Origin of the sequence: Actinotalea solisilvae (genome assembly GCF_016464425.1) — a bacterium.
GTDB classification, from domain to species: domain Bacteria; phylum Actinomycetota; class Actinomycetes; order Actinomycetales; family Cellulomonadaceae; genus Actinotalea; species Actinotalea solisilvae.
Genome location: NZ_JADDKQ010000015.1, coordinates 1 through 25,390, shown reverse-complemented (window position 1 = coordinate 25,390; position 25,390 = coordinate 1). Strand labels below are relative to the sequence as shown.

The 25,390-nt window shown below is 77.2% G+C and carries 23 protein-coding genes; 13 read left to right on the top strand and 10 right to left on the bottom strand.

Features of this window, described 5'->3' with window-relative positions:
* Window positions 1-80 precede the first annotated feature (80 nt).
* Together JIG38_RS12680 and JIG38_RS12675 are read left to right on the top strand one after the other, a co-directional pair.
* Window positions 81-263, top strand: coding sequence for a hypothetical protein (locus JIG38_RS12680; protein ID WP_199424187.1), 183 nt, complete (start codon window positions 81-83; stop codon window positions 261-263).
* 33 nt (window positions 264-296) lie between these two features.
* A complete protein-coding gene (locus JIG38_RS12675; protein WP_199424186.1) occupies window positions 297-1,367 on the top strand; it encodes an NAD-dependent epimerase/dehydratase family protein in 1,071 nt (356 codons plus the stop codon).
* Window positions 1,368-1,403: 36 nt separating this feature from the next.
* Here JIG38_RS12675 and JIG38_RS12670 read toward each other — a convergent pair whose 3' ends face one another.
* Genes JIG38_RS12670 through JIG38_RS12660 form a run of 3 tightly spaced genes read right to left on the bottom strand, consistent with a single transcriptional unit; the run spans window position 1,404 to window position 4,064 of the window.
* Window positions 1,404-2,456, bottom strand: coding sequence for an NAD(P)/FAD-dependent oxidoreductase (locus JIG38_RS12670; protein WP_199424185.1), 1,053 nt, complete (start codon window positions 2,454-2,456; stop codon window positions 1,404-1,406).
* A gap of 4 nt (window positions 2,457-2,460) precedes the next feature.
* Entirely contained in the window at window positions 2,461-2,991 is a 531-nt protein-coding gene (locus JIG38_RS12665; RefSeq protein ID WP_199424184.1) for an isoprenylcysteine carboxyl methyltransferase family protein, read from the bottom strand.
* A complete protein-coding gene (locus JIG38_RS12660; protein WP_199424183.1) occupies window positions 2,988-4,064 on the bottom strand; it encodes a type III polyketide synthase in 1,077 nt (358 codons plus the stop codon). The genes JIG38_RS12665 and JIG38_RS12660 overlap by 4 nt, the downstream gene beginning before the upstream one ends.
* A 91-nt stretch (window positions 4,065-4,155) precedes the next feature.
* Between JIG38_RS12660 and JIG38_RS12655 the strand changes: the two genes are divergently transcribed.
* Both JIG38_RS12655 and JIG38_RS12650 read left to right on the top strand, forming a co-directional pair.
* A complete protein-coding gene (locus tag JIG38_RS12655; protein WP_307844888.1) occupies window positions 4,156-5,031 on the top strand; it encodes a UbiA family prenyltransferase in 876 nt (291 codons plus the stop codon).
* Between the two features lie 30 nt (window positions 5,032-5,061).
* Entirely contained in the window at window positions 5,062-5,853 is a 792-nt protein-coding gene (locus JIG38_RS12650) for a glycerophosphodiester phosphodiesterase (RefSeq protein ID WP_199424181.1), read from the top strand.
* On the opposite strand, the gene JIG38_RS12645 is transcribed toward JIG38_RS12650, so the two are convergent.
* The 3 genes from JIG38_RS12645 to JIG38_RS12635 all read right to left on the bottom strand — a co-directional run bounded on the left by JIG38_RS12645 (window position 5,837) and on the right by JIG38_RS12635 (window position 10,046).
* The gene (locus JIG38_RS12645; RefSeq protein WP_307844887.1) at window positions 5,837-6,832 is read right to left on the bottom strand and encodes an alpha/beta hydrolase; all 996 of its coding nucleotides are present in this window, start codon (window positions 6,830-6,832) and stop codon (window positions 5,837-5,839) included. The two genes, JIG38_RS12650 and JIG38_RS12645, sit on opposite strands and share 17 nt — an antisense overlap.
* A 78-nt stretch (window positions 6,833-6,910) precedes the next feature.
* Window positions 6,911-8,353: an MFS transporter gene (locus JIG38_RS12640; RefSeq protein ID WP_372419891.1), complete on the bottom strand. Its 1,443-nt coding sequence runs from the start codon at window positions 8,351-8,353 to the stop codon at window positions 6,911-6,913.
* A 133-nt stretch (window positions 8,354-8,486) separates the two neighbouring features.
* A complete protein-coding gene (locus JIG38_RS12635; RefSeq protein WP_199424178.1) occupies window positions 8,487-10,046 on the bottom strand; it encodes a molybdopterin-dependent oxidoreductase in 1,560 nt (519 codons plus the stop codon).
* Between the two features lie 153 nt (window positions 10,047-10,199).
* Between JIG38_RS12635 and JIG38_RS12630 the strand changes: the two genes are divergently transcribed.
* Window positions 10,200-10,484 (top strand): hypothetical protein, encoded by a 285-nt coding sequence (locus tag JIG38_RS12630; RefSeq protein ID WP_199424177.1) that lies wholly within the window; start codon window positions 10,200-10,202, stop codon window positions 10,482-10,484.
* 20 nt (window positions 10,485-10,504) lie between these two features.
* Here JIG38_RS12630 and JIG38_RS12625 read toward each other — a convergent pair whose 3' ends face one another.
* Both JIG38_RS12625 and JIG38_RS12620 read right to left on the bottom strand, forming a co-directional pair.
* Window positions 10,505-11,371, bottom strand: a complete 867-nt coding sequence (locus JIG38_RS12625) for a D-hexose-6-phosphate mutarotase (RefSeq protein WP_199424176.1) — start codon at window positions 11,369-11,371, stop codon at window positions 10,505-10,507.
* The gene (locus JIG38_RS12620; RefSeq protein WP_199424175.1) at window positions 11,368-12,699 is read right to left on the bottom strand and encodes a lactate racemase domain-containing protein; all 1,332 of its coding nucleotides are present in this window, start codon (window positions 12,697-12,699) and stop codon (window positions 11,368-11,370) included. The genes JIG38_RS12625 and JIG38_RS12620 overlap by 4 nt, the downstream gene beginning before the upstream one ends.
* Window positions 12,700-12,798: 99 nt before the next feature.
* On the opposite strand from JIG38_RS12620, the gene uxaC reads away from it, so the two are divergent.
* The 3 genes from uxaC to JIG38_RS12605 are packed head-to-tail and all read left to right on the top strand — an operon-like array spanning window position 12,799 to window position 17,419.
* Window positions 12,799-14,235 (top strand): glucuronate isomerase, encoded by a 1,437-nt coding sequence (gene uxaC / locus JIG38_RS12615; protein WP_199424174.1) that lies wholly within the window; start codon window positions 12,799-12,801, stop codon window positions 14,233-14,235.
* Window positions 14,232-15,629, top strand: a complete 1,398-nt coding sequence (locus JIG38_RS21050; protein ID WP_199424173.1) for a mannitol dehydrogenase family protein — start codon at window positions 14,232-14,234, stop codon at window positions 15,627-15,629. The genes uxaC and JIG38_RS21050 overlap by 4 nt, the downstream gene beginning before the upstream one ends.
* Window positions 15,626-17,419 (top strand): gluconokinase, encoded by a 1,794-nt coding sequence (locus JIG38_RS12605; RefSeq protein ID WP_199424172.1) that lies wholly within the window; start codon window positions 15,626-15,628, stop codon window positions 17,417-17,419. Before JIG38_RS21050 ends, JIG38_RS12605 begins: the two co-directional genes overlap by 4 nt.
* Here JIG38_RS12605 and JIG38_RS12600 read toward each other — a convergent pair.
* Complete coding sequence (locus tag JIG38_RS12600) at window positions 17,302-18,504, bottom strand: LacI family DNA-binding transcriptional regulator (RefSeq protein WP_199424171.1); 1,203 nt, start codon at window positions 18,502-18,504, stop codon at window positions 17,302-17,304. The two genes, JIG38_RS12605 and JIG38_RS12600, sit on opposite strands and share 118 nt — an antisense overlap.
* Window positions 18,505-18,680: 176 nt before the next feature.
* On the opposite strand from JIG38_RS12600, the gene uidA reads away from it, so the two are divergent.
* From uidA to larB, 4 genes are all read left to right on the top strand, one after another.
* Window positions 18,681-20,468, top strand: coding sequence for a beta-glucuronidase (uidA, locus tag JIG38_RS12595; RefSeq protein WP_199424170.1), 1,788 nt, complete (start codon window positions 18,681-18,683; stop codon window positions 20,466-20,468).
* A 127-nt stretch (window positions 20,469-20,595) separates the two neighbouring features.
* Entirely contained in the window at window positions 20,596-22,023 is a 1,428-nt protein-coding gene (gene uidB / locus JIG38_RS12590) for a glucuronide transporter (protein WP_199424169.1), read from the top strand.
* Window positions 22,023-22,904: an ATP-dependent sacrificial sulfur transferase LarE gene (gene larE / locus JIG38_RS12585; protein ID WP_199424168.1), complete on the top strand. Its 882-nt coding sequence runs from the start codon at window positions 22,023-22,025 to the stop codon at window positions 22,902-22,904. The genes uidB and larE overlap by 1 nt, the downstream gene beginning before the upstream one ends.
* On the top strand, window positions 22,897-23,646 hold the full coding sequence (gene larB / locus JIG38_RS12580; RefSeq protein ID WP_307844885.1) for a nickel pincer cofactor biosynthesis protein LarB: 750 nt from the start codon (window positions 22,897-22,899) through the stop codon (window positions 23,644-23,646). The genes larE and larB overlap by 8 nt, the downstream gene beginning before the upstream one ends.
* A 37-nt stretch (window positions 23,647-23,683) precedes the next feature.
* Here the strand turns inward: larB and larC are convergent, their stop codons facing one another.
* The gene (gene larC, locus JIG38_RS12575; protein WP_307844883.1) at window positions 23,684-24,940 is read right to left on the bottom strand and encodes a nickel pincer cofactor biosynthesis protein LarC; all 1,257 of its coding nucleotides are present in this window, start codon (window positions 24,938-24,940) and stop codon (window positions 23,684-23,686) included.
* 156 nt (window positions 24,941-25,096) lie between these two features.
* On the opposite strand from larC, the gene JIG38_RS12570 reads away from it, so the two are divergent.
* Entirely contained in the window at window positions 25,097-25,273 is a 177-nt protein-coding gene (locus JIG38_RS12570) for a CsbD family protein (RefSeq protein ID WP_199424167.1), read from the top strand.
* Window positions 25,274-25,390 lie beyond the last annotated feature (117 nt).

Below are 25,390 nucleotides of genomic sequence, written 5' to 3'. Positions count from 1 at the left end.
CCGGGACCGCGGTGTGGCGCGCGTCACGCCGGGACCCGGCTCGGCGTGCGGCGCGCCGCGGACGGTGCGACGTTGGGGGCATGAGCGAACAGACACCGGACGCCTACGACCCCGCGCAGGACCAGGACGCCGACCCCGAGAGCCTCCAGCCGCGTGAGGGCGCCCGCGCCGCGGGCGGCGACGCGCCCACCGGCGGGGACCCGGACGCCGACCCCGACATGCTCAACCCGCGCGACGACACGTCGTCCGGCGCCGAGCTCTGAGACCGCCGAGGATGGCGCACGCGTGAGGGCCCCGTGAGGGTCGCGGTCGTCGGCGCGAGCGGCAACGTGGGCACCGCGCTCCTGCGCGCGCTGCACCGCGAGGACGCCGTGACGTCCGTGGTCGGCGTCGCCCGCCGCGCCCCGTCGTCCCGCCCGCCCGCGCCGTACGACGCGGTCGAGTGGCGCGGTGTCGACCTCGCGGCGCGCGACGACGACGTCGTCGGGCGCCTCGCCGACGCGTTCGCGGGCGCCGACGCCGTCGTGCACCTCGCGTGGGCGATGCAGCCGAGCCACGACCGCGCGCTGCTCCGCGCCACCAACGTCGGTGGCACGGCGCGCGTCATCGACGCGGTCGCGCGGGCGGGTGTCCCGCACCTCGTCGTCGCCTCGTCGGTCGGCGCCTACGCGCCCGTCGACGACGACGAGCCGCGGAGCGAGGACTGGCCGACCCGCGAGGTCCGGTCGAGCAGCTACAGCGTCGACAAGGTCGCCGTCGAGCGGCTGCTCGACGAGGCCGAGGTGCTCCACCCGAACCTCCGCGTGGCGCGCGTGCGGCCCGCGCTGGTCTTCCAGCGCGCCGCCGGCTCGGGCATCGAGCGGTACTTCCTCGGCCGGCTGCTGCCCGCGGCGGCGCTCGGGGCGGGCCTGCCCGTGCTGCCGTGGCCGCGCGGCTTCCGCCTCCAGGCGGTCCACGCGGACGACCTGGCCCAGGCGTTCCGCGCGATCCTGCTCGACCAGCACGTCGGGGCGTTTAACGTCGCGGCCGACGACCTCCTCCGGGGCGCCGACGCGGCCGCGCTCCTCGCCGCGGGCCGCGTCGTGGAGGTGCCCGTGCCCGTCGTGCGCGCGGGCGTGCACGCCGCGTGGCTCGCGCACGGCATCGCGGTGAGCCCGGGCTGGGTCGACCTGGCCGCGGGCATCGCGCTCATGTCCACCGAGCGTGCGCGCACGGTGCTCGGGTGGCGCCCGCGGCGGAGCGCCGCGGAGGCGCTCGCGGCCGTGCTCGGCGGCATGGTCGACGGCGCGGGGACCGCGAGCCCGCCGATGCGCCCGCGGTCGCGGGCCCGGCGCTCGCTCGTGGGCGGGCAGAGCTCGGTGCGCTGAGCGGCGGGCGGGCGTGCGGGCTCCGGGAGAGCGGGCTCAGCGCGCGAGGCGCTCGACGATCGCGCCGAACAGCGGCGGGATGCCGGCGGCGACGGGGACGATGCCGCGGCGCAGGGGCGACGTCGCCCAGGCGACGAGGCCGCCCGTGAGGATGCGGTAGTCCCGCGTCGCCTCGACCCACGCGCGCTCGTACGCCCGTGGGTCGTCGAGCGTGAGGACGGCGGCGCGGGCCTGCGCCAGGCCGACGCGCAGGCCCTCGCCCGTGAGCGCGTCCACGTACCCCGAGGCGTCCCCGACGAGCCGCACGCGGCCCGCGGTGCGCCGCACGGCCCGCTGGCGCAGGGGGCCCGCGCCGCGCACCGCCCCCGCGGGCTCGGCCCCGGCGATCCGCTCGACGAGCTCCGGGAAGCCCGCGAGCACGTCGTCGAAGGCCATGCCGGGCGGGCCGAGCAGGGCGATCCCGACGAGGTCGTCGCCCACGGGCGTCACGTAGGCCTCGGCTGCGGGCGCCCAGTGCACCTCGACGAGGTCCGTCCAGGGCGCGGTGCGGACGTGCCGACGAAGTCCGAACCGGCGCCGCGGGCCCGCGGGCCGCTCGTCGGCGTCGAGGCCGGTGACGCGCCGCACGGTCGAGTGGAGCCCGTCGCACGCGAGCAGCCAGCGCGCCTCGACGCCGGCCGCGCGCACGCCGTCCGCGTCCTGGTCGACGTCGGTGACGCGGCGGGCGAGGACGCGCACCCCGAGCTCGGCGGCGCGGGCGGCGAGCGCGGCGTGCAGCGTCGTGCGCCGGACGCCGCGGCCGGGCCCGGAGCGGAAGGGGTGGTCGACGTGGCGCCCGGGCGCGCGGTAGGAGATGCCGCGCAGCGGGTGCCCGTCGGGGTCGACGCCGAGCCGCGCCAGGGCGCGCAGGGTGCCGGGCATGAGTCCCTCGCCGCACGCCTTGTCGATGGCCCCCGCGCGGGGCTCGACGACGACGACGTCGTGCCCCGCGAGGCGCGCCTCGACCGCGGCCGCGAGGCCCACGGGACCGCCGCCGGCCACGAGCACGTCGGTGGTCGTCGTGCCGTGGGCCGTCGGGTCGGCGGTCATGGCGTCAGGAGCGCCCGGGTGCGGGCAGCAGGGCGAGCGCGCGCTCCTCGGCCGGGATGCGGAAGCCGAGGAGCAGGACGGCGTTGAGGACCGTGAAGGCGAGCGCCGTGACCCAGGCGGTGTGCACGAGGGGGAGCGCGATCCCCTCGACCACGACGGCGACGTAGTTGGGGTGACGCAGCACGCGGTAGGGGCCGCTCGTGACGGGGGCGAGGCCGGGGACCACGATGACGCGCGTGTTCCAGCGCGGGCCGAGCGTCGTGATGCACCACCACCGCAGCGCCTGGCTCGCGACGACGGCGGCCAGCGCCGCCCACCCGAGCGCGGGCACGAAGGGCCGGTCGAGTGCGTGCACCTCGACGACGCACGCCACGAGCAGCCCCGTGTGCAGCGCGACCATGGGCGGGAAGTGGCCGCGGCCGCTCTCCACCCCTCCCCGCGCGAAGGACCACCGGGCGTTGCGCGCGGACACGACGAGCTCGGCGAGCCGCTCGAGCGCGGTCGCCGCGACGACGAGGTCGAACAGGAGTCTCATGCGGCCTCCGGCCACTGGAGCAGGACGTACTCGGCGCCGACGCCGGGGCCGAAGGCCATGAGGACGCCGGTCGAGCCGGGCGCGGGCGGGTCCTCGAGCGTGCGCGCGAGCACGTGCAGCACGCTCGCCGACGACAGGTTGCCGACGTCGGCGAGGCTGCTCCGGCTCACGGCCAGGGCCGCGTCGTCGAGGTCGAGCGCGTCGCGGACCGCGTCGAGGATGCGCGGCCCGCCCGCGTGGACCACCCAGGTGGACACGTCCCGGACCTTGAGGTCGCGCTCCTCGAGCAGCGCGCCGACGTCGTCGGCCAGGCCCGCGCGCAGCACCTCGGGCAGGCCCGCGGCCAGCACGATCCGGAACCCGCCGGAGCCGATCCGCCAGCCCAGGTGGTCGGCCGTCCCGCCGACGATGCGGCTGCGGCTCCCCGTCACCGCGGGCAGGCCCCGGGCGGCGGTCCCGGCCGCGGGGTGCCGGTCGCCGACGACGACGACCGCGGCCGCGCCGTCCCCGAACAGGCCGCTCGAGACGAGGTTCGCGACCGAGTCGTCGCCGTGCTGCACCGTGAGGGAGCACAGCTCGACCGCCACGAGCAGCGCGACGCCCGTGGGGCGGCCCGCGAGCAGGTCGTCCACGGTCGCGAGGCCCGCGGCGCCCCCCGCGCACCCCCAGCCGAACGACGGCACGCGCCGGACGTCGTCGCGCAGGCCGAGGCGCGGCACGAGGAGCGCGTCGAGCGACGGCGCGCCGATCCCGGTGACCGAGGTGAGGACGACGACGTCGACGTCCCGCGGGGCGAGGCCCGCGGCGTCCAGCGCGTCCCGCGCGGCCCGCTCGGCCAGGTCGGCGCCGATCCGCAGGAAGTGGTCGTTGGCCGTGCCGAAGTTGGTGAGGCCGGCGTACTCCTCGAGCGGCAGCGCGAGGTGCCGCGTGCGGACGGCCGCGCTGCGGTGCAGCGCGCGCAGGCGACCCTGGGCCGCAGGGCCCGCGAGCAGCGGGCCGATGACGGCGGTGATCTCCTCCTGCCGGTACGCGTGCGCGGGAAGGGCCGGTGCGACGGCGAGCACGCGCGACATGCGCTGCATCGTGTCATGGCACGGTCGCCGCGTCGCTGCGAGGAGGCACGCGCTAGCGTCGGGCCGACCGCCCCGACCCCCGGAGGACCGCGTGACCGACGCCGCGCGTGAGGCGACCGCCCCCGCGGCCGTCGGCGTCGCCCGGCGCGTCGAGGGCCTCGTGCGGGCCTCGCACCCCGCCCCGACCGTGGTCGTCACGGCCATCGCGGCGACCCTCGCCGCAGGCGCCGGGGCGTCGCCCGCGCGCGCGGCGCTCGCGGCGGCCGCCGTCCTCGCGGGCCAGCTGAGCATCGGCTGGTCCAACGACTGGCTCGACGCGGACCGCGACGTCGCGGTCGGGCGGACGTCGAAGCCGGTCGTCCAGGGCCTCGTCACCGCGCGGACCCTGCGCCGCGCCGCGCTCCTCGCGGCGCTCGCGTGCGCGGCGCTCTCGTTCGCGACCGGCGTCCTGCCCGGCCTCGTGCACGTGGTCGCCGTCGCGAGCGGGTGGAGCTACAACCACCCGCTCAAGCGCACCGCCTGGTCGTTCGTGCCCTACACCGTGTCCTTCGCGCTGCTGCCGGTGTTCCTCGTGACGGTCCAGCCGGGCGCGCGGCCCGCGTGGTGGGCGGTCGTCACGGGCGGGCTGCTCGGCGCGGGCGCGCACGTGGCGAACGTGCTGCCCGACCTCGACGACGACGCCGCGACCGGCGTCCGCGGCCTGCCGCACCGGCTCGGCCGGCGTGCGTCGAGCGTGCTCGCGCCCGCGCTCCTCGTGGCCGCGGTCCTCGTCGTGGTGCTCGCGCCCGGGCAGCGCTCGCCCGCGCCGCTGGTCGCCGCCGGCACCGCCGTCGTGCTGGCCGTCACCGCGGGGGCGCTCGGTGCGACGCGACCGACCAGCCGGCTGCCGTTCCGGCTCACGATGGCGGTCGCCGCCCTGTGCGTCGGGCTGCTCCTCGCGGCCGGGTCGCGGATGGTGGTGACGTGAGCAGGGTGGTGACGTGAGCAGGGTGACGGCGTGACCCGCCTGGTCGCGCACCGCGGCGCGAGCGCGCTCGAGCCCGAGCACAGCCGGGCGGCCTACGAGCGCGCGCTCGCCGACGGGGCCGACGGGCTCGAGTGCGACGTGCGGCTCACCGCGGACGGCGTCGCGGTGTGCTGGCACGACGCGACGCTCGACCGCACGTCCGACGGGCGCGGGCCCGTGCACGAGGCGACTCTGGCCCAGGTGCGGGCGCTCGCGCTGCGCGGCCCGGGCGGCGACGCGCGCGGGGCGCTCACGCTGCGCGAGCTGCTCGGCCTCGCGCTCGGCGCGGGCCGGCCGCTCACCGTCGCGATCGAGCTCAAGCACCCCGCGCCCTACGGCTGGGCGGCCGAGGACGCCGTGCTCGCCGAGCTCGACGCCCTCGGCTGGGACCCGGCGTCGGGGGCGCTCGGCGACCTGCGGATCAGCCTCATGAGCTTCCATCCCGGCGCGCTCGCGCACCTGGCGCGTCGCGTGCCGGCCGCGCACCTCATGGTGCTGCTCGACGACGCGCCCGGCGCGGACCCGGACCTGGGCTCCGCCGCCGACGTGGCCGAGGCGTGGCGTCTTGCGGACGCCGGGATCGTGGGCGGCGTCGGGCCGGGGCTCGGCGTCGTCCGGCGTCGCCCCGAGCGCGTGGCGGCCTGGCTCGCGGCCGGGCGGCTCGTGCGCGTGTGGACGGTGAACGCCGCGGGCGACGCGGCGGCGTGCCTCGCGCTCGGGGTGCCCGAGCTGACCACGGACGACCCGGGCGGGCTGCGCGCGGCGCTCAGCGCAGCGCCGTGACCTCCCGGTCCGGCGCGAGCGCGTCGGCGAGCCAGCCGAAGGTGCCGGCGAGGTAGCGCTCGCGCGGCTCCGGCGCGCTGAGCACGAGGTCGTGCACGCCGCCCTCGACGACGAGCCGCGTCACGTCGGGACCGAGCAGGGGAGCGCGCGCCGCGATCTGCTCGACGTCGAGCACGGTGTCCTGGCGGTCGAGGTCGGGGTTGTCCAGGCTGTTCGGCCCCGTGCGGTCCGACGTCGCGACGAGCACGGGCACGCCGATGCGCAGGCCGCGCGCCAGGCGCGCCTGGCCGCGGCGCACCGCGCGCAGCCAGCCGGCGCGCACCGGGCCGTCGGGCGGCTTGAGCGCGAGGTCGTACTCCCACCGCCCGCCGTGGTCGACGTGCAGGTGGTACGAGTACGCCGACACCCCGCTCGCGACCACGCGCAACGGGTCGAGCGGCCCGACCGCGTCGAGCACGCGCGTCGAGACCACGCGGTGGAACCAGCGCGCGCGCAGGTCGAACCACGGGCTGTCGAGCACGAGCGCGTCCAGCGCGCCGGTGCGCCGCAGGCTGTGCGCCCACAGGCTCGCCGTGAGCCCGCCGGTCGAGTGGCCCATGACGACGAGGCGGTCGTGGCCCGCCTCGCGGCGGAGGAGCCGCGCGGCGGCCGTGAGCTCGGGCACGTGCTCCGTGAGCTCGGTGACGACGTGCGGCACCTGGCCCTCGCGCAGCGAGCGTCCGCAGCGGCGCAGGTCCAGCGCGTGGAAGGCGTAGCCCTCCTCCGTCGCGCGCTCGGCGAGGTGGCGCTGGAAGAAGTAGTCGTTGAACCCGTGCACGTAGAGCAGCGCGGGCCGTGCGCGGTCCGGCGCGGCGCCCGGCCCGTCCGGCACGTGCCGCACGAGCGTCGCGACCGCGGGACCGTCCGGGGCGCCGCCGAGGTCGAGCGTCGTCCGCTCGAAGTCGTCGCCCAGCACGTCGGGCTCCCAGCGCGTGGTCACGCTCGGCACCCTCGGCACGGGCGTCCGCACGAGTGTCCGCCCCGCCGTCGGCCCGGCACCGTCATCCCGCGCCCTCCGTCAGCGGCCGGGCACGGGCGAGCCCGGCGCGCCCAGGGCGACCTCGGCGTCGCGCGGCCGGCCGGCGCGGATCGGCAGGAGGAGCGCGAGGCCCACGGCCACGACCGCGATGATCCCCACGATGCCCCAGTGCTGCGAGCCCGACACCGCGACGAAGGTCGAGAACGCCAGGGGCGCGAGGAAGCTCGCGGCGCGCCCCGTCGTGGCGTAGAGCCCGAAGATCTCGCTCTCGCGGCCCGGCGGGATGAGGCGCGCGAGGAGCGTGCGGCTCGAGGACTGCGCCGGCCCGACGAAGACGCACAGCAGGAGGCCGAACACCCAGAACACGCCCGGGCCGCCGTCGTGCAGCACGAACACCGCCGTGCCGGCGACGACCAGGCCGGTGAGCGAGGTGACGATGATCGCCTTGGGCCCGACGCGGTCGTCGAGCCAGCCACCCAGGAGGGTCGCGAGCCCGGCGACGACGTTGGCCGCGATCGCGAAGACGATGACGCCCTCGGCGGTGAACCCGAAGGTGCCGGACGCGATGACCGCGCCGAACGTGAACACGCCCGCGAGCCCGTCGCGGAAGACGGCGCTCGCGAGCAGGAACCACAGCGTGGGCCGGCGCTCGCGCCACAGGCCGCGGACGTCGCGCGCGAGCTGGGCGTACGACTCGAGGAGGCCCAGGCGCGCGCGACCGGGCGACGGCGGCACCTCCGGCACGGCGACGAGCACGGGGATCGCGAAGACCGCGAACCAGATCGCCGAGACGAGCACGGCGGCGCGGATGTCGAGGCTGTTCTCGTCCGAGACGCCGAACCAGCCGACGTCGGGGTTGATGAAGCCCACGAAGAGGAGGAGCAGGAGCACGATCCCGCCGAGGTACCCCGCGCCCCAGCCGAGCCCGCTGACGCGCCCGACGTCGCGCGGGGTCGACACCTGCGCGAGGGTCGCGTTGTAGTTGACGGACGCGAGCTCGAAGACGATGTTGCCGGCCGCGAGCAGGAAGATCCCGAGCAGAAGGTTCTGCTCGAGGTTCGCCGGGTCGGGCGTGACGAGGAACATGGCGGCGCTGATCGCGACCGTGATCGCCGTGTAGACGCCCAGCAGCGTGCGGCGTCGTCCGCGGTCGTCGGCCCGCGCCCCGAGCACGGGGGCGAGCAGGGCGATCGCGAGGCCCGCGGCCGTCAGGCCCCAGCCGAGCCAGCTCGAGTGCTCGGCGAGCACGCGGTCGAGCGCCGTCCCCGCGGCGCCGTCGGGGTCGGCCTCGGCCGCGGCGACGACGGCGGGGTCCACGAACGTCGAGCTCGTGAGCCAGCGCGTGAAGACGAAGGTCGTGATGACGGCGTTGAACGCGGCCGAGCCCCAGTCCCACAGCGCCCACGCGACCACGCGCCGGCGTCGCGTCCGGGCGTCCAGGGGTGCCGCCGTCGCGACGTCGTCGTCTGCCATGGCGCGCATGCTACGTCCGGGGGTCGACGAACCGGTGACCAGGACGGGCGCGTCGCACGAACGGGGGACGGCACGGACGGGGACGGCACGGACGGGGGACGGCACGGACGCGGGGCGCGCACGGGACGCGCGGCGCGGCGGATCAGCCCTCGACGACGACGTCGACCTCGTGCCACCCCGTCGCGCCGTCGGGCACGACGTCCGCGACGTCCCCCGTCTGCGGACCCTCCGGGTCGGACGCGCGCACGCGCAGGACGTGCCGGCCCGGCTCGGCCCGCCAGGTCCACGACCACTGGCGCCACGTGTCCACGCTGATCTCGGTCGCGACGTCCGCCGCCTCCCAGGCCCCCTCGTCGACCTGCACCTCGACGCCCGTGACGCCGCGGTGCTGGGCCCAGGCCGTGCCCGCGACGACGACGTCGCCCGCGGGGAGGCTCGTCCCGGCGCGCGGCACCTCGATCCGCGACGCCGTCTTCACCGGGCCCCGGGCCGACCAGCCGCGCACCGTCCAGTACGCCTCCCGGTCGGCGAAGCGCGTGACCTCGAGGTCGGTGACCCACTTGGTCGCCGACACGTAGCCGTACAGGCCGGGCACCACGAGGCGCGCCGGGAAGCCGTGGGCGGCGGGCAGGGGCTCGCCGTTCATGCCGACCGCGAGGAGCGCGTCGCGGTCGTCGGTGAGCACCGGCAGCGGCGTGGACGCCGTGAAGCCGTCCGCGCTGGTCGAGAGCACCATGTCGGCGCCCGGCAGGGGGCCCGCGCGCGCGAGCAGCTCGCGGACCGGCAGGCCGAGCCAGCGCGCGTTGCCGACGAGGTCGCCGCCCACGGGGTTGGAGACGCAGGCGAGCGTCACCCACGCCTCGACGAGGTCGCCCGCCAGGAGCTCGTCGAAGTCGATCGTCACCTCGCGCTCGACCATGCCGTGCACGCGGAGCCGCCAGGTCGCGGGGTCGACCTGCGGGACGGCAAGGGCGGTGTCGATCCGGTAGAAGTCGGCGTTGCGCGTCACGACGTCGGCGACCCCGGGCACGTCCACCTGGGCGCCCGAGGGCACGGGCGGCGCCGGGCGCGCGGGGGAGGGCAGCCGCAGCCGGTCGCGCGCCGCGGTCGCGACGCGGGCCGCCGAGCCGACGACGCCGCCCGCGGCCGCCGTGAGCGCGGCGACGACGGCGACGCCGGCCGCGCCGACGAGGAAGCCGCGCCGGTCGGGCCGGGGCACGGCACCGCCCGCAGGCCCGTGGTCGCGGTCGGCCGGCGCGGACCCGGGGGCGCCGTCCGGTCCGAGGCGGCGCACGAGCGCGCGCAGTGCGACGGCGCCCGCGGCGGCGCCGGCCAGGCTCGGCAGCGCGGCGGCGGGTCCGTTGCCCGGCCGTGCGGCGGCGACCACGCCGGCCGCGAGCCCGACGGCGAGGACGACGCCGGTCGCGAGGCCCGGGGAGCGCACGGCGAGGACGCCGGCGCCCGCGGCGAGCACCGCGAGCACGAGCACCATGCCGACGAGCAGCGCCGTCTTGTCGGCCGTGCCGAAGACGTCGATCGCGAGGTCCTTGAGCCAGGCGGGCGTCACGTCGATGAACGCGTCGCCCACCGCCGAGAGCGGCGACGAGCCGCTCGGCAGCACGGCCGCGACCAGCTGCGCGACCCCGAGCGTCAGGGCCGCCGCGAGGAGCCCGGCGAGGGCGGCGAGGCGACGGCGGGGCATGCACTGAGCCTGAGGCCTCGCGCGCCCCCTGTCACGCGAGGACCACCCCGCCCGCCCGCGCACCCGCCCCGCCGGCGCCGGCTGCGCCCCCGGCGAGCGCGTGGGCGGACCGGCGCGTCCGGCCGTGTCGGTGGTCGGAGGGATGCTGGGCCCGTGACGGCGACCACGCTCCGTGAGCTGAGCCGGCGCGCCCCGGCGCGGACACCGGCGGCGCGCACGGCGTTCGTGCGCCCGGCGCGGGTGCCCGGCTGGGACGCGTCGCGCTGGGGCTACGACGTCGTGCTCGAGTGCTTCTGGGCGGAGCTCGCCCGGCCGGGCGGCGAGGTCGTCCGGATCGGCCCGGAGCACCTGCTCACCACCGTGCCCGCGCTCGCCCTCGCGGTCGCGGACCGCGCGCGGCTCGACTGGACGGCGGCGTACCTGGCGCTCACCGCCTGACGCGTCGGGCCCGTCGGCGCTCAGCCGACGACGGCGACCTCGGTGCCCAGCACGTGGCTCGCGCCGGGGGCGAGGCGGACCGCGTCGTCGCCGACGGCGGCCGCCTCGACGCACACGAAGCCGGGCCACGCGTCGCCGACGTCCGCCATGGCGGCACCGCGCGCGGGCCCCGGGTTCCACACGACCGTCGTCGCCGAGCCGGTCTTGGCGACCGCGAGCCGGCGGTCGCCGTCGTCCACCGTCGCGGTGGCGCGCGTGCCGAGGTAGACCCGGTCGACCTCGCCCTCGAACCGGACCGGCCCCGCCTCCCCGGGCCGCTCCCCGCCGCCCGACGGCTTGTCGAGGTAGGGCGTGCCCTCGAGCCCGGCTACCGAGGTCCGCCGGACGTCCCGCACCGCGAGGTAGGTGTGCAGCGCGGCCTCGACGGTGACGTCGTGGTCGTCGCGGTTCGTCGCCTCGAGCGCGACGCCGAGCGTCCGGCCGACGCGCACCGTGCAGACCGCCGCGAAGCGGTGCGGCCACGCGGACGCGCGCGTGAGCAGGTCGTCGGCGAGCGCGAGGCGCACGACGACGTCGTCGCCGTCCTCGGCGGCGTCGAGGAGCTCCCACCGGGTCGTGCGCGCGAAGCCGTGCGCCGGCGCCGTCGGCTCGGTCGCGTGCGCGCCGAACCACGGGAAGCACAGGGGCACGCCGCCCCGGACCGCGACGCCGGGCTCGAGCCGGGCCCGGCTGCTGCGCCACAGGACCGGGCCCTCGCCGTGCGGCGCCCACGCGGTGACCTGCGCGCCCTGGAGGTGCACGACGGCGTCGGCGACCGGGCCGCGCACGTGCACGACCGGCAGCGCGCCCTCGGTGCCCTCCGTGACGGACGCCGGCAGGCCGCTCACGCGCGCGCCCGCAGGCGGTGCAGGACCTCGCCGGCCTGCGGCACGACGAGCGTGCCCGGGTCCTGCGCCCACGCCTCGGGGTCGACCTCGGCGGGGTCGAGGTAGTCGAGGTTCGCGGCCCGGACCACCTCCTCGGGGATGCCGGTGGCCAGGGTCACGGTCACGCGGCAGCGCTCGCCGTGCTCGTCGTCGTAGGTGCCGGCGCCGCGCAGGTGCGTCGAGTGCGCGAGGTCGCCCCACGGCACGTCCTTGAACCGGTCCCACTGCTTCACGAAGTAGTCGCGGCAGTGGTAGCCGATCTCGAGGATCTGCGGGTGCATGACCGAGATCTCGGTGATGTGCGGCGCGTAGAGCACCACCTGGCCGCCGTCGGCCACGACGGGCTCGACCTTGTAGAAGCCCTTGGCCCCGGTCCACATGTCCTCGTACTTCTCGGGGACCAGGGAGAGCACGCGCTGCACGGGCGCGTCGAGGTAGCGCACGTGGGTCTGCGCGGACACGTCGGCGGCGGCCGCCCACGCGGCCTGCGGCGTGCCGAACGCGGCCGCGTGGAGGGCGCCGCTGCCGGACTGCGCGACGACGCACAGGGCGTGCCGCTCGCCCGGCACGAGCGCGGCCGCCTCGTCGATGAGCGCGCGCACCGGCGTCGTCCCGCGGGTGCCGATGATCTCGACGCTCGAGATGAGCGCGCCGAGCCAGTGCGAGACGTTGATGACGTCCTTCACCGCGACCCCGGGGAACAGGTACTTGTTGCCGCCCGAGAAGCCGACCACCTCGTGCGGGAAGACGGGCCCGACGAGCACCGTGACGTCGTGCTCGACGACCGCCCGGTTGAGCCGCACCTCGACGTCGCGCACGAGGCGCCCCTCCGACAGCTCGGCGAGGCGGTCGGCGGGGATCGTCCCGACGGAGGCGAACGTCGCCTCGTCCCACCACTCGTGGTTGAGCACGGAGGTGCCCGGGTACGTGGCCTCGAGGGCGCCCTCGACGTAGCCGAGGTGCCGCGCGAGGTCGGCCTCGCCCATGGGCGCGTGCGTGCCGAGGGCGACGAGCACGGTGAGGCGCGTGACCCGCCCGACGGCGACGTCGTGCACCGCGCGCAGGAGGAGCGGGAGCGGGCACGAGCGGGTCCCGTCGGGCACGACGAGGCACAGGCTGCGGCCGTCGAGCTCGAGGCGCCCGACCTGCTCGGCCACGAAGGCGCGGACCTCGTCGTCGGTGAGGACGACGTCCGCGCCGCCGAGGACGGCGGCGGGAGCGTCGGGCCCGCGTGACGCGGCAGGACCGGCGGGGGCGGCGGGCACGGCGGGCACGGACGGCGCGGTCATGGCCTCACCCTGCCCGCCGGGACGGCCTGCGGCAACGCCGCGGGACAACATGCGGCAACCGGTTGTCGCGTCCGGGGGCGCGCGCGGAGACTCGACGGCATGACCCTCGCACCGTCCGCGCCGGAGGCGGCCCGCCTGGCCCCGCACCCGGACCGCCTGCTCCCCACGGACCCGTCCGTCCGGGCCGTCGCGCGCCGCCTCTACGCCGCGGTGCGCGACCTCCCGGTCGTCTCGCCGCACGGTCACGTCGACCCGGCCCTGCTGCTGGACGACATCCCGTTCCGCGACCCCGCGAGCCTGCTCGTGACGCCCGACCACTACGTCACGCGCCTGCTGCACGCCTCGGGCGTGAGCCTCGCCACGCTCGGCGTCGGCCGCGGCCCGCTCGACGAGGACGGCGCGCGCGCCGCGTGGCGCGCGCTCTGCGAGCACTGGCACGTCTTCCGCGGCACGCCCGTGCGGTACTGGCTCGAGCAGGAGCTCGCGGGCATCTTCGAGGTCGACGTGCGCCCGTCCGCCGCGACGGCCGACGCCATCTTCGACACGGTGCAGCACCGCCTCGGCCGGCCCGAGTTCCGTCCACGCGCCCTCTACGAGCGCTTCCGGATCGACGTCCTCGCGACGACCGACGACCCGGCCGACGACCTCGCGACGCACGCCGCGCTCGCCGCCGACCCGACCTGGACCGGCCGCGTCGTGCCGACGTTCCGCCCGGACCGCTACCTCGAGGTGGGCGCCCCGACCTGGCGCGCCGACGTCGAGCGGCTCGCCGAGGTCAGCGGCGTCGCGACCGGCACGTGGCAGGGCTGGGTCGCGGCGATGGAGGACCGCCGCGACCACTTCCGGGCGCACGGCGCGCGCTCGAGCGACCACAGCCACACCGACGTCCGCACCGACCCGCTCGAGCCCGCCGAGCGGGACCGCATCTACGCGGCCGCGGTCGCGGGGACCGCGACGCCGGCCGAGGCCGTCGCGCTGCGCCGCCACATGCTGCTCGAGATGGCGCGCATGGCGACCGACGACGGCCTGACGATGACGCTCCACCCCGGCGTCCGGCGTGGCCACCACCGGCCCACGCTCGAGGCGTTCGGCCCGGACACCGGCCACGACATCCCGCTGCCCGGGGAGTTCACCGACGCCCTGCGGCCCCTGCTCGAGCGGTACGGCACGCACCCGAACCTCCGGCTCGTGCTCTTCACGCTCGACGAGACCGTGTGGTCGCGCGAGCTCGCACCGCTCGCGGGCTTCTACCCGTCGGTCTACGTCGGTGCCCCGTGGTGGTTCCTCGACGCACCCGACGCGATCCGACGGTGGCGCTCGGCCGTCACCGAGACGGCCGGCTTCAGCCGCACGTCGGGCTTCATCGACGACACGCGCGCGTTCTGCTCGATCCCCGCGCGCCACGACATGGCCCGACGCCTCGACGCGGGCGCCCTCGCGCACCTCGTGGCCGAGCACCGCCTCGACGAGGACGAGGCGGTCGAGACCGCCGTCGACCTCGTGGTCGGCCGGCCGCGGGCGGTGTTCGGCCTGTGACCGCGACGTCCAGCACCTCGGGCGCGACGTCGGCGGCGCCCGTGGCGCTCGCGCGCACCCGCCCGCGCCCACCCGTGCGGCACGTGCACCTCGGCCTCGGCAGCTTCTTCCGCGCGCACCAGGCCTGGTACACCCACCACGCCCCCGACGGGCAGGCCTGGGGGATCGCGGCCTGGACCGGCCGCCGGCCCGGGCTCGCGCGCAGCCTCGAGGCGCAGGACGCGCTCTACACGCTCGGCGTCCGCGGGCCCGACGGCGACCGGTTCGAGGTCGTCGAGTCGCTCGCCGAGGCTCGCGCCGCGGACGACCACGCGAGCTGGCTGCGCCACCTCGCCGACCCCGACGTGGCGCTCGTGACGACCACCGTGACCGAGGCCGGGTACGCGCGGCGCGCCGACGGCGGGCTCGACCTCGACCGCGCGGACGTCCGGGCCGACCTCGAGGCCCTCCGCGCCAGCCCGGCCGCGCCGGTGCGCACCGCGCCCGCGCGCCTCGTCGCCGGGCTCGCCGCGCGCCGGCGCGCCGACGCCGGGCCCCTGACGCTCGTGCCGTGCGACAACCTCCCGGGGAACGGCGCCGCCGTCGCACGCGTGGTGCGCGACCTCGCCGACGCGCTCGACCCCGCCCTCGCCGCGTGGGTCGAGGCCCACGTCACGTCCGTCACGACCATGGTCGACCGGATCACGCCCGAGCCCACCGCGGAGGACGTCGCGCGGGTGCGGGCCGCGGGCCTGGACGACGCGGTCCCCGTGGTCACCGAGCCGTTCAGCGAGTGGGTGCTCGCGGGCACCTTCGCGGCCGGCCGCCCCGCGTGGGACGCCGCCGGCGCGCTCGTGGTCGACGACGTCGAGCCCTACGAGCAGCGCAAGCTGTGGCTCCTCAACGGCGCCCACTCGCTGCTCGCCTACGCCGGCCTCGCGCGCGGCCGCACGACGGTCGCCGAGGCCATCGCGGACGAGACGTGCCGGTCGTGGGTCGAGGAGTGGTGGGACGAGGCCTCGGCGCACGTGCCGCTGCCTCAGCCCGAGGTCGCCGCCTACCGGGCGGCGCTCCTCGAGCGGTTCGCGAACCCGCGCATCCGGCACCGCCTCGACCAGATCGCGGCCGACGGCTCGCTCAAGCTGCCCGTCCGGGTGCTGCCCACGCTGCGCGCCGAGCGCGAGCGCGGCCGCCTCGGTGCCGGGGCGAGCCGGGTCGTCGCCGCGTGGGTGCACCACCTGCGCGGCCCGCTCCCGGTCCGCGACGCGCAGGCCGAGGCCGCACGCGCGGCGGCCGAGGGCCCGCTCGCGCCCGCCGTGCGGCGCGTGCTCGGGCTGCTCGACCCCGCGGTCGCCGAGGACGAGACCGTCGTCGCCGCCGTCCTGGCGCAGGTCGAGGAGGTCGGGCGGTCGTGAGCCCCCGCATGCTCGTCGGCGTGGACGTCGGCACGACGTCGGTCAAGGTCGTCGCCTTCGGCCTCGGCTCGGGGCGCCGGACCGTCGCGACCCGGTCCTACCCGCTGCTCGAGCCCGAGCCCGGCCACCAGGTCCAGGACCCGCTCGCCGTGCTCGCCGCGCTCGAGCAGGCGCTCGGCGAGTGCGTGCGCGCCACGGGCGGCGCCGACGTCGTCGGGCTCGCGGTGAGCACCGCGATGCACGGCCTCGTCGGCCTCGACGCCACGGGCGAGCCCACGACGCCGCTCGTCACGTGGGCCGACGGACGCGCGGCCGAGGTCGCGGCGGACCTGCGCGCCTCGGGCGTCGCCGCACGCCTGCACGACGTCACGGGCACCCCCGTGCACCCCATGTCGCCCCTGACGAAGCTGGCGTGGTTCGCCCGCCACCGGCCCGACGTCGTCGCCCGCACCCACGTGTGGGCCGACGTCAAGGCGCTCGTGCTGGGCCGCCTCACGGGGCGCGCGGTCACGGAGCGGTCCTCGGCGTCCGGGTCCGGCCTGCTCGACCGCCGCACGGGCCGCTGGAGCGCCGAGGCGCTCGCGGTCGCCGGTGTCGACCCGCTCCGGCTGCCGCCCGTCGTCGAGCCGGGCGAGGCGCTCGCGCTCGAGCCCGGCGTCGCGGGCCGCGTCGGGCTCCTGCCCGGGACGCCCGTCGTGGCGGGCGGTGCGGACGGGCCGCTCGGCAACCTCGGCGTCGGCGCGCTCGACACCGGCGTCCTCGGGCTCTCGCTGGGGACCTCCGGCGCGGTGCGCACCGTGACCGCGACCCCGCCCGAGGACCTCGACCCGGGGCTGTTCTGCTACGCGCTGCGCGGCCCGCTGTGGGTGGTCGGCGGAGCGGTGAGCACGGGCGGCGTGGTCCTGCGGTGGTCGGCCGACGCGCTCGCGCCCGAGCTGCCCAACGACGGCGCCGCCCGCGAGGCGGTGCTCCTCGCCGAGGCGGCCCACGTGCCGCCGGGCAGCGACGGGCTGGTCATGCTGCCGCACCTCCTGCCCGAGCGTGCGCCGTCGTGGGACCCGACCCTGCCGGGCGCCTACCTCGGCCTGCGGCCGGGCCACGGGCGCGGTCACCTCGTCCGTGCGGCCGTCGAGGGCGTCGCGCTCCAGCTCGCGGGGCTCGTCGAGCGGCTCGACGCGCTGCACCCGGTCACGGAGGTCCGGGCGACCGGCGGCACGCTGCGCTCGCCCGTGTGGCGGGAGACGCTCGCCGCCGCGCTCGGCCGGCCGGTGCGGGTGGTCGACGCCGTGGCCGGCTCCGCGCTCGGTGCGGCCGCCCTCGGTGCCGAGGCCCTCGGCCTCGCCCCCGACCTGCCCGCCGCGCTCGCCCTGCTCGCCGGCCCCGGGGACGTCGGCGCGCCCGGGACGGACGACGATGTCGTGGTGCCCGACGCGGCAGCGGTCGACGCGCTGCGCCGCTCGCGCGACGCCGTCCCGCGCTACCTCGACGCCCTGCGGGCGTCGGTGGGCCCGAGCGGTCAGAGCAGTCCGAGCACTCGGAGCAGTGAGGGCACTCCGAGCAGTGAGGGCACCCGGAGCAGTGAGGGCACTCGGAGCAGTGAGGGCACTCGGAGCAGTGAGAGCGGTCCGGCCGAGCGCGGCCCGGCGAGCCCCGGCGGCCCCCGGGACGCTGCCTACGGTGCCGCTCGACCGCCCGGGCGCGCTGACGCGCCCACGGCCGCCGACGCGCCCGCGGACGGCGCGGGTGCCCCCCGCACCCCCGTGGGCAGGGCGGTGCCGGCGGGCACCTGAGCCCGGGTGGCCCAGGCGCTGCGACGCCGCGCGCGCGGCGCGGTCGAGCCCCGCACGAGGAGCTGGGCCGGCAGGAGCGCGGGGCGCACCTCGCGGAGCTGGCGGTTGCCGCGCTGCTCGAGCAGCGTCCGGACCGCGTACGCGCCGAGGTTGCGCAGGGGCGCGGCGACGGTCGTGAGCGGCGGGCTGCAGAAGTCCGCGCCGAAGATGTTGTCGAACCCCACGACGCTGACGTCCTGCGGGACGCGCGCGCCGAGCGCCGCGAGCCCGCGCACCAGGCCGATCGCGAGCAGGTCGTTGTAGGCGACCACGGCCGTCGTCGGGTGCTCGGCGAGCGCCTGCGCCGCCGCCTGACCGCCCGCGAGCGTCGGCGGGAAGGGCCCCAGCCGCCGCACCTTGAGGTCGAGCTCGAAGGCCGCCTCGCGCATCGACCGCCACCGCATGCCGTCGGCCCACGAGGCCTCGGGACCGGCGACGTAGGTGATCACGGCGTGCCCGAGCCCGGCGAGGTGCTCGACCGCGCGGCGCGTGCCGCGGGCGTTGTCGGTGACGACGCTCGGCACGTCCGTCATGACCCGGTTGAGCACGACGGTCGGCCGCTGCTTGGCGGCGACGCGGATCGCCGAGTCCGACATGCGCGACGTCGCCAGCACGAGGCCCTCGACGAGGGGGAGCGTCCGGTCGAGGGCCTGGCGCTCGGCCTCGACCGACTCCTGGACGTCCGCCACGAGCAGCGTGTACCCGGCCGCGGTCGCCTCCTCCTCGGCCCCTCGGATGATGTCGAAGAAGAAGGGGTTGGTGACGTCGGAGACGACGAGCGCGAGCAGCGACGTGCGGCCCGTGGGCAGCGCGCGCGCCAGCGGGTTGGTGCGGTAGCCCATCTCCGCCGCGACCTGCCGGATGCGCTCGGCGGTCTCGGCGTTGACCCGGCCCGGCCGCGAGAACGCCCGGGAGACGGTCGAGGGCGCGACGCCGCACGCGCGGGCGACGTCGTAGATCGTCGGGGTCCCGCGGAGGGCCTCGGACGGCTCGCCCGCGGGCTCCGGCGCGTGTTCGTGGCCGCGGCCGTCGTCGGTGACGTCCATGGCCCCACCGTACGAAGCGCGGCAACTCGTGGCAACCGGTTGCTGTTGCGTCCACCGCGCACGGCGCGCGGGATGGCAACGCGTGGCAACCGCTTGTCGCGCGGATGCCGCCACGCGCTCAATGGATCCGGATCGACACGCACCAGGACCGGCCCGAGGGCCGAGAGGAGACGGACATGCTTCGCCCCCAGGACACCAGCACCCGTGAGCGCAAGGCCCTCGACGGCCTGTGGGACTTCCGCCTCGACGCCGCGGGCGAGGGCCGCTCCGCCGGCTGGGCCCGCGGGCCCCTCGAGGGCGCGACGGCGATGCCCGTCCCCGCGAGCTACAACGACATCCCGGCCGACGCCGCCGCCCGCGACCACGTGGGCGACGCGTGGTACCAGACCACCGTCCGCGTCCCGCGCGGCTGGGCGGGCCGCCGCGTCGTGCTGCGCTTCGACGCCGCGACGCACCGCGCGGTCGTGTGGGTCGGCGACACCGAGGTCATGACGCACGAGGGCGGCTACACGCCGTTCGAGGCTGACGTCACGGCCCTCGTCACGCCCGGCGACGAGATCCGCGTGACCGCCGTCGTCAACAACGAGCTGAGCTTCCAGACCATCCCGCCGGGGGTCGTCGAGGACACCCCGCAGGGGCGCCGCCAGCGCTACTTCCACGACTTCTTCAACTACGCCGGCCTGCACCGCTCGGTGTGGCTCTACGCGACGGCGCCCGAGCACGTCACCGACGTGCGCGTCGTGACCGACGTCCGCCCCCAGGGCGGCGCACCGACCGGCGTCGTGCGCTACGACGTCGAGCACGAGGGCGGCGCTGCGGTCCGCGTGACGCTGCGCGACGCGGCCGGCGACGTCGTCGCGACGGCCGACGGCGCGCACGGCGAGCTCGTCGTCCCCGGCGCGCACCTGTGGGGACCGGGGCACGGCTACCTGTACGAGGCCGACGTCGAGCTGCTCGACGCCGAGGGCGCGACCCTGGACAGCTACCTCCAGACCGTCGGCATCCGCACCGTCGAGGTGCGCGGGACGCAGTTCCTCATCAACGGCGAGCCGTTCTACTTCACGGGCTTCGGCAAGCACGAGGACGCGCCCGTGCGCGGCAAGGGCCACGACGACGCGCACCTGGTGCACGACTTCGCGCTCCTCGACTGGGTCGGCGCCAACTCGTTCCGGACGTCGCACTACCCGTACGCGGACGAGGTCTACGACTACGCGGACCGGCAGGGGATCGTCGTCATCGACGAGGTCGCGGCCGTCGGCCAGAACATGGGGCTGGGCGGCGGCATCTTCGGCGGCCAGAACTACGTGACGTTCTCGCCCGAGACGATCAATGACACGAGCCGCGAGGTGCACGCCCAGGCGATCCGCGAGCTGATCGGCCGCGACAAGAACCACGCGAGCGTCGTCCTGTGGTCGATCGCCAACGAGCCCGAGTCCGACACCGACGCCGCGCGCGCCTACTTCGAGCCCCTGTTCGCCCTCACGCGCGAGCTCGACCCGTCGCGGCCCGTGGGTTTCGTCAACGTCATGCTCGCGCCGCACGGGAGGTGCCAGGTCTCCGAGCTGGGCGACGTGCTCATGCTCAACCGCTACTACGGCTGGTACGTCAACACGGGCGACCTGGCCGCGGCCGAGGTGGCCTGGCGCACCGAGCTCGAGGGCTGGGCGTCCGAGGGCAAGCCGATCGTCGTCACCGAGTACGGCGCGGACACGATCGCCGGCCTGCACTCGGTGACCCCCACCCCGTGGACCGAGGAGTACCAGGTCGAGTACCTCGAGATGAACCACCGCGTGTTCGACTCGATCGACGCCGTCGTCGGCGAGCACGTGTGGAACTTCGCGGACTTCGCGACGTCGTCGGGCGTCTTCCGCGTCGACGGCAACAAGAAGGGCGCGTTCACGCGCGACCGCCGCCCGAAGGCCGCCGCGCACGCGCTGCGCCGGCGCTGGACCCGTGACCGCTGACGGCGCCGAGCGGCGCCCCGAGCCACCTCCCGCGGCACCCGCCGCCACCGCAGCCCGTCCTGCACCCGCACCCGTACCCGCACCGACCCGTCCGCCGCACCCCGCGGCCCCACCCCGAGGGAACGCCATGACCAGCACCGTCGCTGCCCCGGCAGCACCCACCCCCGCCGCCCCGGCGCCGGCGTCGTCCGGGAAGCTGCGCCTGTCGCAGCTGCTCGGCTACGCGTCCGGCGACGCCGCGAACAACCTCGCGTTCTCGATGTCGTCGATGTTCCTGCTGCTCTACTACACGGACGTCGTCGGCATCTCGGCCGCCGCGGCCGGCACGCTCTTCCTCGTGGTGCGGGCGTGGGACGCGTTCGCCGACATCTACGCCGGCCGCGTGGTCGACAAGACGATGACCCGCTGGGGCAAGTTCCGGCCGTTCTTCCTCTTCGGCTCGCTGCCCCTGCTCCTGCTGAGCGTCGCGACGTTCACGGTGCCGGGCGGCCTCGGCGGCACGGGCAAGCTCGTCTACGCGTACGTCACCTACGCGCTGCTGGGCCTCGCCTACAGCCTCGTCAACATCCCCTACGGCTCGCTCGCGTCGGCGATGACGCAGGTGCCGGGGGAGCGCGCCAAGCTCGCGAGCTTCCGGATGGTCGGCTCGGCCGCGACCATGATCATGCTCGCGTTCGTCGTCGCCCCGCAGATCCGCAGCTCGGACGACCTCCAGCAGTCCCTCACGCTCACCACGCTGCTCTTCGTCGTCCTCGGCGTCGGCCTCTACGGGATCCTCTTCACGACGTCCAAGGAGAACGTCGTGCGCGACGTCGCCAAGGTGAGCCTGCGCCAGAGCCTCGGCACCCTCAAGGGCAACAAGCCCCTCCTCATGCTCTGCCTCTCGGCGCTCTGCTTCCTCACCGGCATGTTCGCGCTGCAGACCGTGCAGGCGTACTACGCCCGCGACGTGCTCGGCGACGCGAACCTGTTCATCGTCCTCACGGTCGTCAGCACGCTCGCGATGTTCGTCGTCGCGCCCGTCATCCCGCGGGTCGTGCGGACCTTCGGCAAGAAGAAGGCGTACATCACGGCCGGCCTCCTGGCGGTCGTCGCCGCGACCGGCATCGCGCTGACCCCGGCCTCGATGGTGTGGCTCGCGATCGTCTTCTTCGCCCTCTACGGCGTCGGCCTGGCCGCCGTGAACATGCTGATGTTCGCGCTCGAGGCGGACACGGTCGAGTACGGCGAGTGGCGCTCGGGCGTCCGCACCGAGGGCACGACGTACGCGGTGTTCTCGTTCACCCGCAAGCTCGGCCAGGCGGTCGGCGGCGCGGCCGCCGCCTACGGGCTCGGCATCGTCGGGTACGTGGCCGGCGCGGAGCAGCAGGCGCAGGCCACGGCGGACGGCATCCGCCTCATCGCGGGCTTCGTCCCGGCCGCCTTCATCGCGGTGGGGGTCCTCATCATGCTGGCCTACCCCCTGACCGAGGCGAGGTTCCGGTCTATGGTCGCTGAGGTCGAGGCCCGGCGGGCGCAGCGCGCCGCGGCCACCCCGGACGCCCTGGAGGTCTGATGCGCAGCCCGGTGGACCGTCAGCAGCCGGAGGTCCTCGGGCCGGACGACCGCAGCGCCGTGGAGCACGTCTCCGCGGCGCTGCGGCGCGCCGTCCCCGCGGGCCGGCTCGGCGTCGCGTTCTCGGGCGGCGTCGACTCGTCGGTCGTCCTCGAGCTCGCGGTGGCCGCGCTGGGCCCCGCCCGCGTCGTGGCCGTGCTCGGGGTGTCCCCGAGCCTCGCCGCCGACGAGCGCCGGGCCGCGCACGACGTCGCCCGTGCGGCCGGCGCGCCCGTGGTCGAGGTCCGCACGCACGAGGGCGACAACCCCGCGTACCGCCGCAACGGACCCGACCGGTGCTTCTTCTGCAAGGACGAGCTCTTCGCGCGCATCGGCGACGAGGTGGTCGAGGCGCACGGGCTCGTGGCCGTCGCGTACGGCGAGAACGCCGACGACGCGCGCCGCCCCGACCGCCCCGGGTCGCGCGCGGCGACGTCGCACGCCGTGCTCCGCCCGCTCGCGGACGCCGGCCTCGACAAGGCCGCCGTGCGCCGCGTGGCGCGCGCGCTCGGCCTGCCGTCGGCGGACAAGCCCGCCGCACCGTGCCTCGCGTCGCGCATCCCGCACTTCGAGGAGGTCACGCCCGAGAAGCTCGGCCAGGTCGAGGCGGCCGAGGCGGGCCTGCGGCGGCTCGGGCTCGGGGACCTGCGCGTGCGCCACCACGGCGACGTCGCGCGGCTCGAGGTGCCGGCCGACGACATCGTCGCCGTGGCCACCCCGCCCCTGCGCGACGACGTCCTCGCGACCGTGCGGGCGGCCGGGTTCCGCTTCGTCGCGCTCGACCTGCGCGGGGTCCAGTCGGGTGCGTTCACGCTCCCGCTGGTCGAGGTGCGCAGTGCCTGAGCGCGATCCCGGGCGTGCCTCCGCGGCCGGTGCCGCCCGGGTGGCCGGCGACGGCGTCGGCACGCCCGACGGCGGCTGGGCGCCCCCCGCCGCGCTCGACGCGTTCGTGCGGCTCGACCACGACCGCGCGCCGCGGCGCGGGTTCCCCGAGGCCGTCCTGTGCGAGCCGAAGACGGTCGCGCAGGTCGCCGCGATCGCCCGCGAGGTGGGCGCGCGCGGTGCCCGCACGCTCTTCACGCGCGCCACGCCCGAGCAGGCGGCGGCCGTGCTCGCCGAGCTCCCGGACGCGCGGCACGACGCCACGGCGCGCCTCGTCGCGTGGCCCGCCGACCCGCCCGAGCCGCGCGGGGGAGCCGTCGTCGTGCTCGCGGCGGGGACGTCCGACCTGCCGGTCGCGACCGAGGCGGCGCTGACCGCCGAGCACCTCGGGCGGCGCTGCACGCTCGTGGTCGACGTGGGGGTCGCCGGCCTGCACCGGGTCCTCGAGCACCTCGAGCTGCTGCGCGCGGCGCGCGCGGTCGTCGTCGTGGCGGGCATGGACGGCGCGCTCCCGGGCGTCGTCGCGGGCCTGGTCGCGGCACCCGTGGTCGCCGTGCCGACGTCGGTCGGCTACGGCGCGTCGTTCGAGGGGCTCGCGCCGCTGCTCACCATGCTCACGGCGTGCGCGCCGGGCGTCGCGGTCGTCAACATCGACAACGGCTACGGGGGCGGCCACCTGGCGGCGCAGATCGCGGCGCCCTGACGCCTCGGGGGCCGGTCGTGCGGGGAGCGGGCCCGGCTCAGGCCCCGTCCGGCGGCCACGGAGCGCCCGGGGCGAGGCCCGCGGCCCGGGCCGCGCCGCGGGCCTCGTCGAGGACGTCCGCGACCGGCCGACCCTGCCGGCTCGCGAGGTCGACGACGTCGTCGAACTCGGGCATGGCCTGCAGCACCCGGCCCGCGCGGTGGCCGACCTTGACCCGGACGGCGCCGCCGCCGAGGTCGACCGGCGCCCACGCGCGGTCGAGCACCGTGCGCGTCACCGGGGTCCGGCGCACCCCGAGCGTGCTCGTGTGACCCAGCACCACGTCGACGAGCGCCTCGGCCCCTGCGGGAGCGGCGAGGACGTGCAGCGTGTGGGCGGGTCGGCCCTTCTTCATGAGCGCGGGCGAGAGCCAGGCGTCGAGCGCGCCGGCGTCGAGCAGCGCCGCGAGGACCTCGGGCCACACGCGCGGGTCGAGGTCGTCGACGTTCGCCTCGAGGAGCACGGCGTCGGGCAGGGGCACGTCCGCCCCGGGGGACGCGGCCTCGCCCACCACGAGCCGCACGACGTTCGCCCGGTGCGGGTCGTCGCGCGTCCCCGCGCCGACGCCCGTGGTGCGGACCAGCAGCGGCGGCAGCGGTGACGAGGCCTCGGCGAGCGCCGTGACGAGCGCCATGCCGGTCGGCGTCGCGCGCTCGCCGGCGCCCCCCGCGAGGACCTCCCAGCCGCGGGACAGCTCGAGGACCGCGGGTGCCGGGACCGGCAGCTCGCCGTGGTGCGCCCGCACCGTCCCCGAGCCGAGCGCGACGGGGGAGACGAGCACCCGGTCCGCGCCGAGCGCGGTGACGCCCGCGGCCGTGCCCACGACGTCCGCGACCGCGTCGAGCGCGCCGACCTCGTGGAAGTGGACGTGCTCCGGGTCGGTGCCGTGCACGCGCCCCTCGGCCTCGGCCAGCCGGCGGAACGTCGCCGTCGCGCGGTCCCGGACGGCCGGGTCCAGCGGCGCCTGCGCGAGCAGGTCGCGGATCGTCGTCCAGGTGCGGTGCGGCGGGTCCTCGACGAGGACGTCCACGTGGACCTTCGTCGCCCTCAGGCCGGCCCGCCGGACCGTCTCCGCGCGCAGGGCGACCGACCCGGGGAGCACCGCGTCGACGGCGTCCTGGAGCGTGGCGAGCGCCACCCCGGCGTCCACGAGCGCGCCGAGCAGCATGTCGCCGGCGACGCCCGCGGTCGCGTCGACCCACAGCGTGCGCGTGGCGGTCGGCGTGCCGGCGGTCGAGCGGGACGGTGCGGTCACGGGGCTCCTCGGGACGTGTCGTGGCGGGTCCGACCGACGCTAGCGCGACCGGCGGCGCGGTCGGCGGCGGGTCCGCCCCGGGCGCCCTCGACGCGCGGTCCGCGGCCGCGCGACGTACGGTCGAAGCACGTTGGTCCCGAGCACCGAGGAGGAGCCATGGGAGTGGACGACAAGATCGAGAATGCGGCCGAGGGCTGGCAGGGCAAGGCCAAGGAGGCCGCCGGCGAGGCCACGGGTGACCGTGACCTGGCGGCCGAGGGACGCGCCGACCAGACGAAGGCCGACCTCAAGCAGGCCGGCGAGAAGGTCAAGGACGCCTTCAAGCAGGAGTGAGCAGCACCGGTGCCCCGCGGCACCGGAGCGACCGGACGCGGGGCGGGGGGGCCCCCCCGCCCCCCCCCCCCCCCCCCCGCCCGGGGCACGGGGCCCGCCCCCAACCCCCGTGGCGCG

Coding starts and splice junctions, on each gene's coding strand:
- JIG38_RS12570 (WP_199424167.1), top strand. CDS start 25,097: ATGGGAGTGGACGACAAGATCGAGAATGCGGCCGAGGGCTGGCAGGGC.
- JIG38_RS12635 (WP_199424178.1), bottom strand. CDS start 10,046: ATGCCCCGCCGTCGCCTCGCCGCCCTCGCCGGGCTCCTCGCGGCGGCC.
- uidA (WP_199424170.1), top strand. CDS start 18,681: ATGCTTCGCCCCCAGGACACCAGCACCCGTGAGCGCAAGGCCCTCGAC.
- JIG38_RS12680 (WP_199424187.1), top strand. CDS start 81: ATGAGCGAACAGACACCGGACGCCTACGACCCCGCGCAGGACCAGGAC.
- JIG38_RS12660 (WP_199424183.1), bottom strand. CDS start 4,064: ATGTCGCGCGTGCTCGCCGTCGCACCGGCCCTTCCCGCGCACGCGTAC.
- JIG38_RS12665 (WP_199424184.1), bottom strand. CDS start 2,991: ATGAGACTCCTGTTCGACCTCGTCGTCGCGGCGACCGCGCTCGAGCGG.
- JIG38_RS12600 (WP_199424171.1), bottom strand. CDS start 18,504: ATGGACGTCACCGACGACGGCCGCGGCCACGAACACGCGCCGGAGCCC.
- JIG38_RS12670 (WP_199424185.1), bottom strand. CDS start 2,456: ATGACCGCCGACCCGACGGCCCACGGCACGACGACCACCGACGTGCTC.
- uxaC (WP_199424174.1), top strand. CDS start 12,799: ATGACCCTCGCACCGTCCGCGCCGGAGGCGGCCCGCCTGGCCCCGCAC.
- uidB (WP_199424169.1), top strand. CDS start 20,596: ATGACCAGCACCGTCGCTGCCCCGGCAGCACCCACCCCCGCCGCCCCG.
- JIG38_RS12620 (WP_199424175.1), bottom strand. CDS start 12,699: ATGACCGCGCCGTCCGTGCCCGCCGTGCCCGCCGCCCCCGCCGGTCCT.
- larE (WP_199424168.1), top strand. CDS start 22,023: ATGCGCAGCCCGGTGGACCGTCAGCAGCCGGAGGTCCTCGGGCCGGAC.
- JIG38_RS12640 (WP_372419891.1), bottom strand. CDS start 8,353: ATGCGCGCCATGGCAGACGACGACGTCGCGACGGCGGCACCCCTGGAC.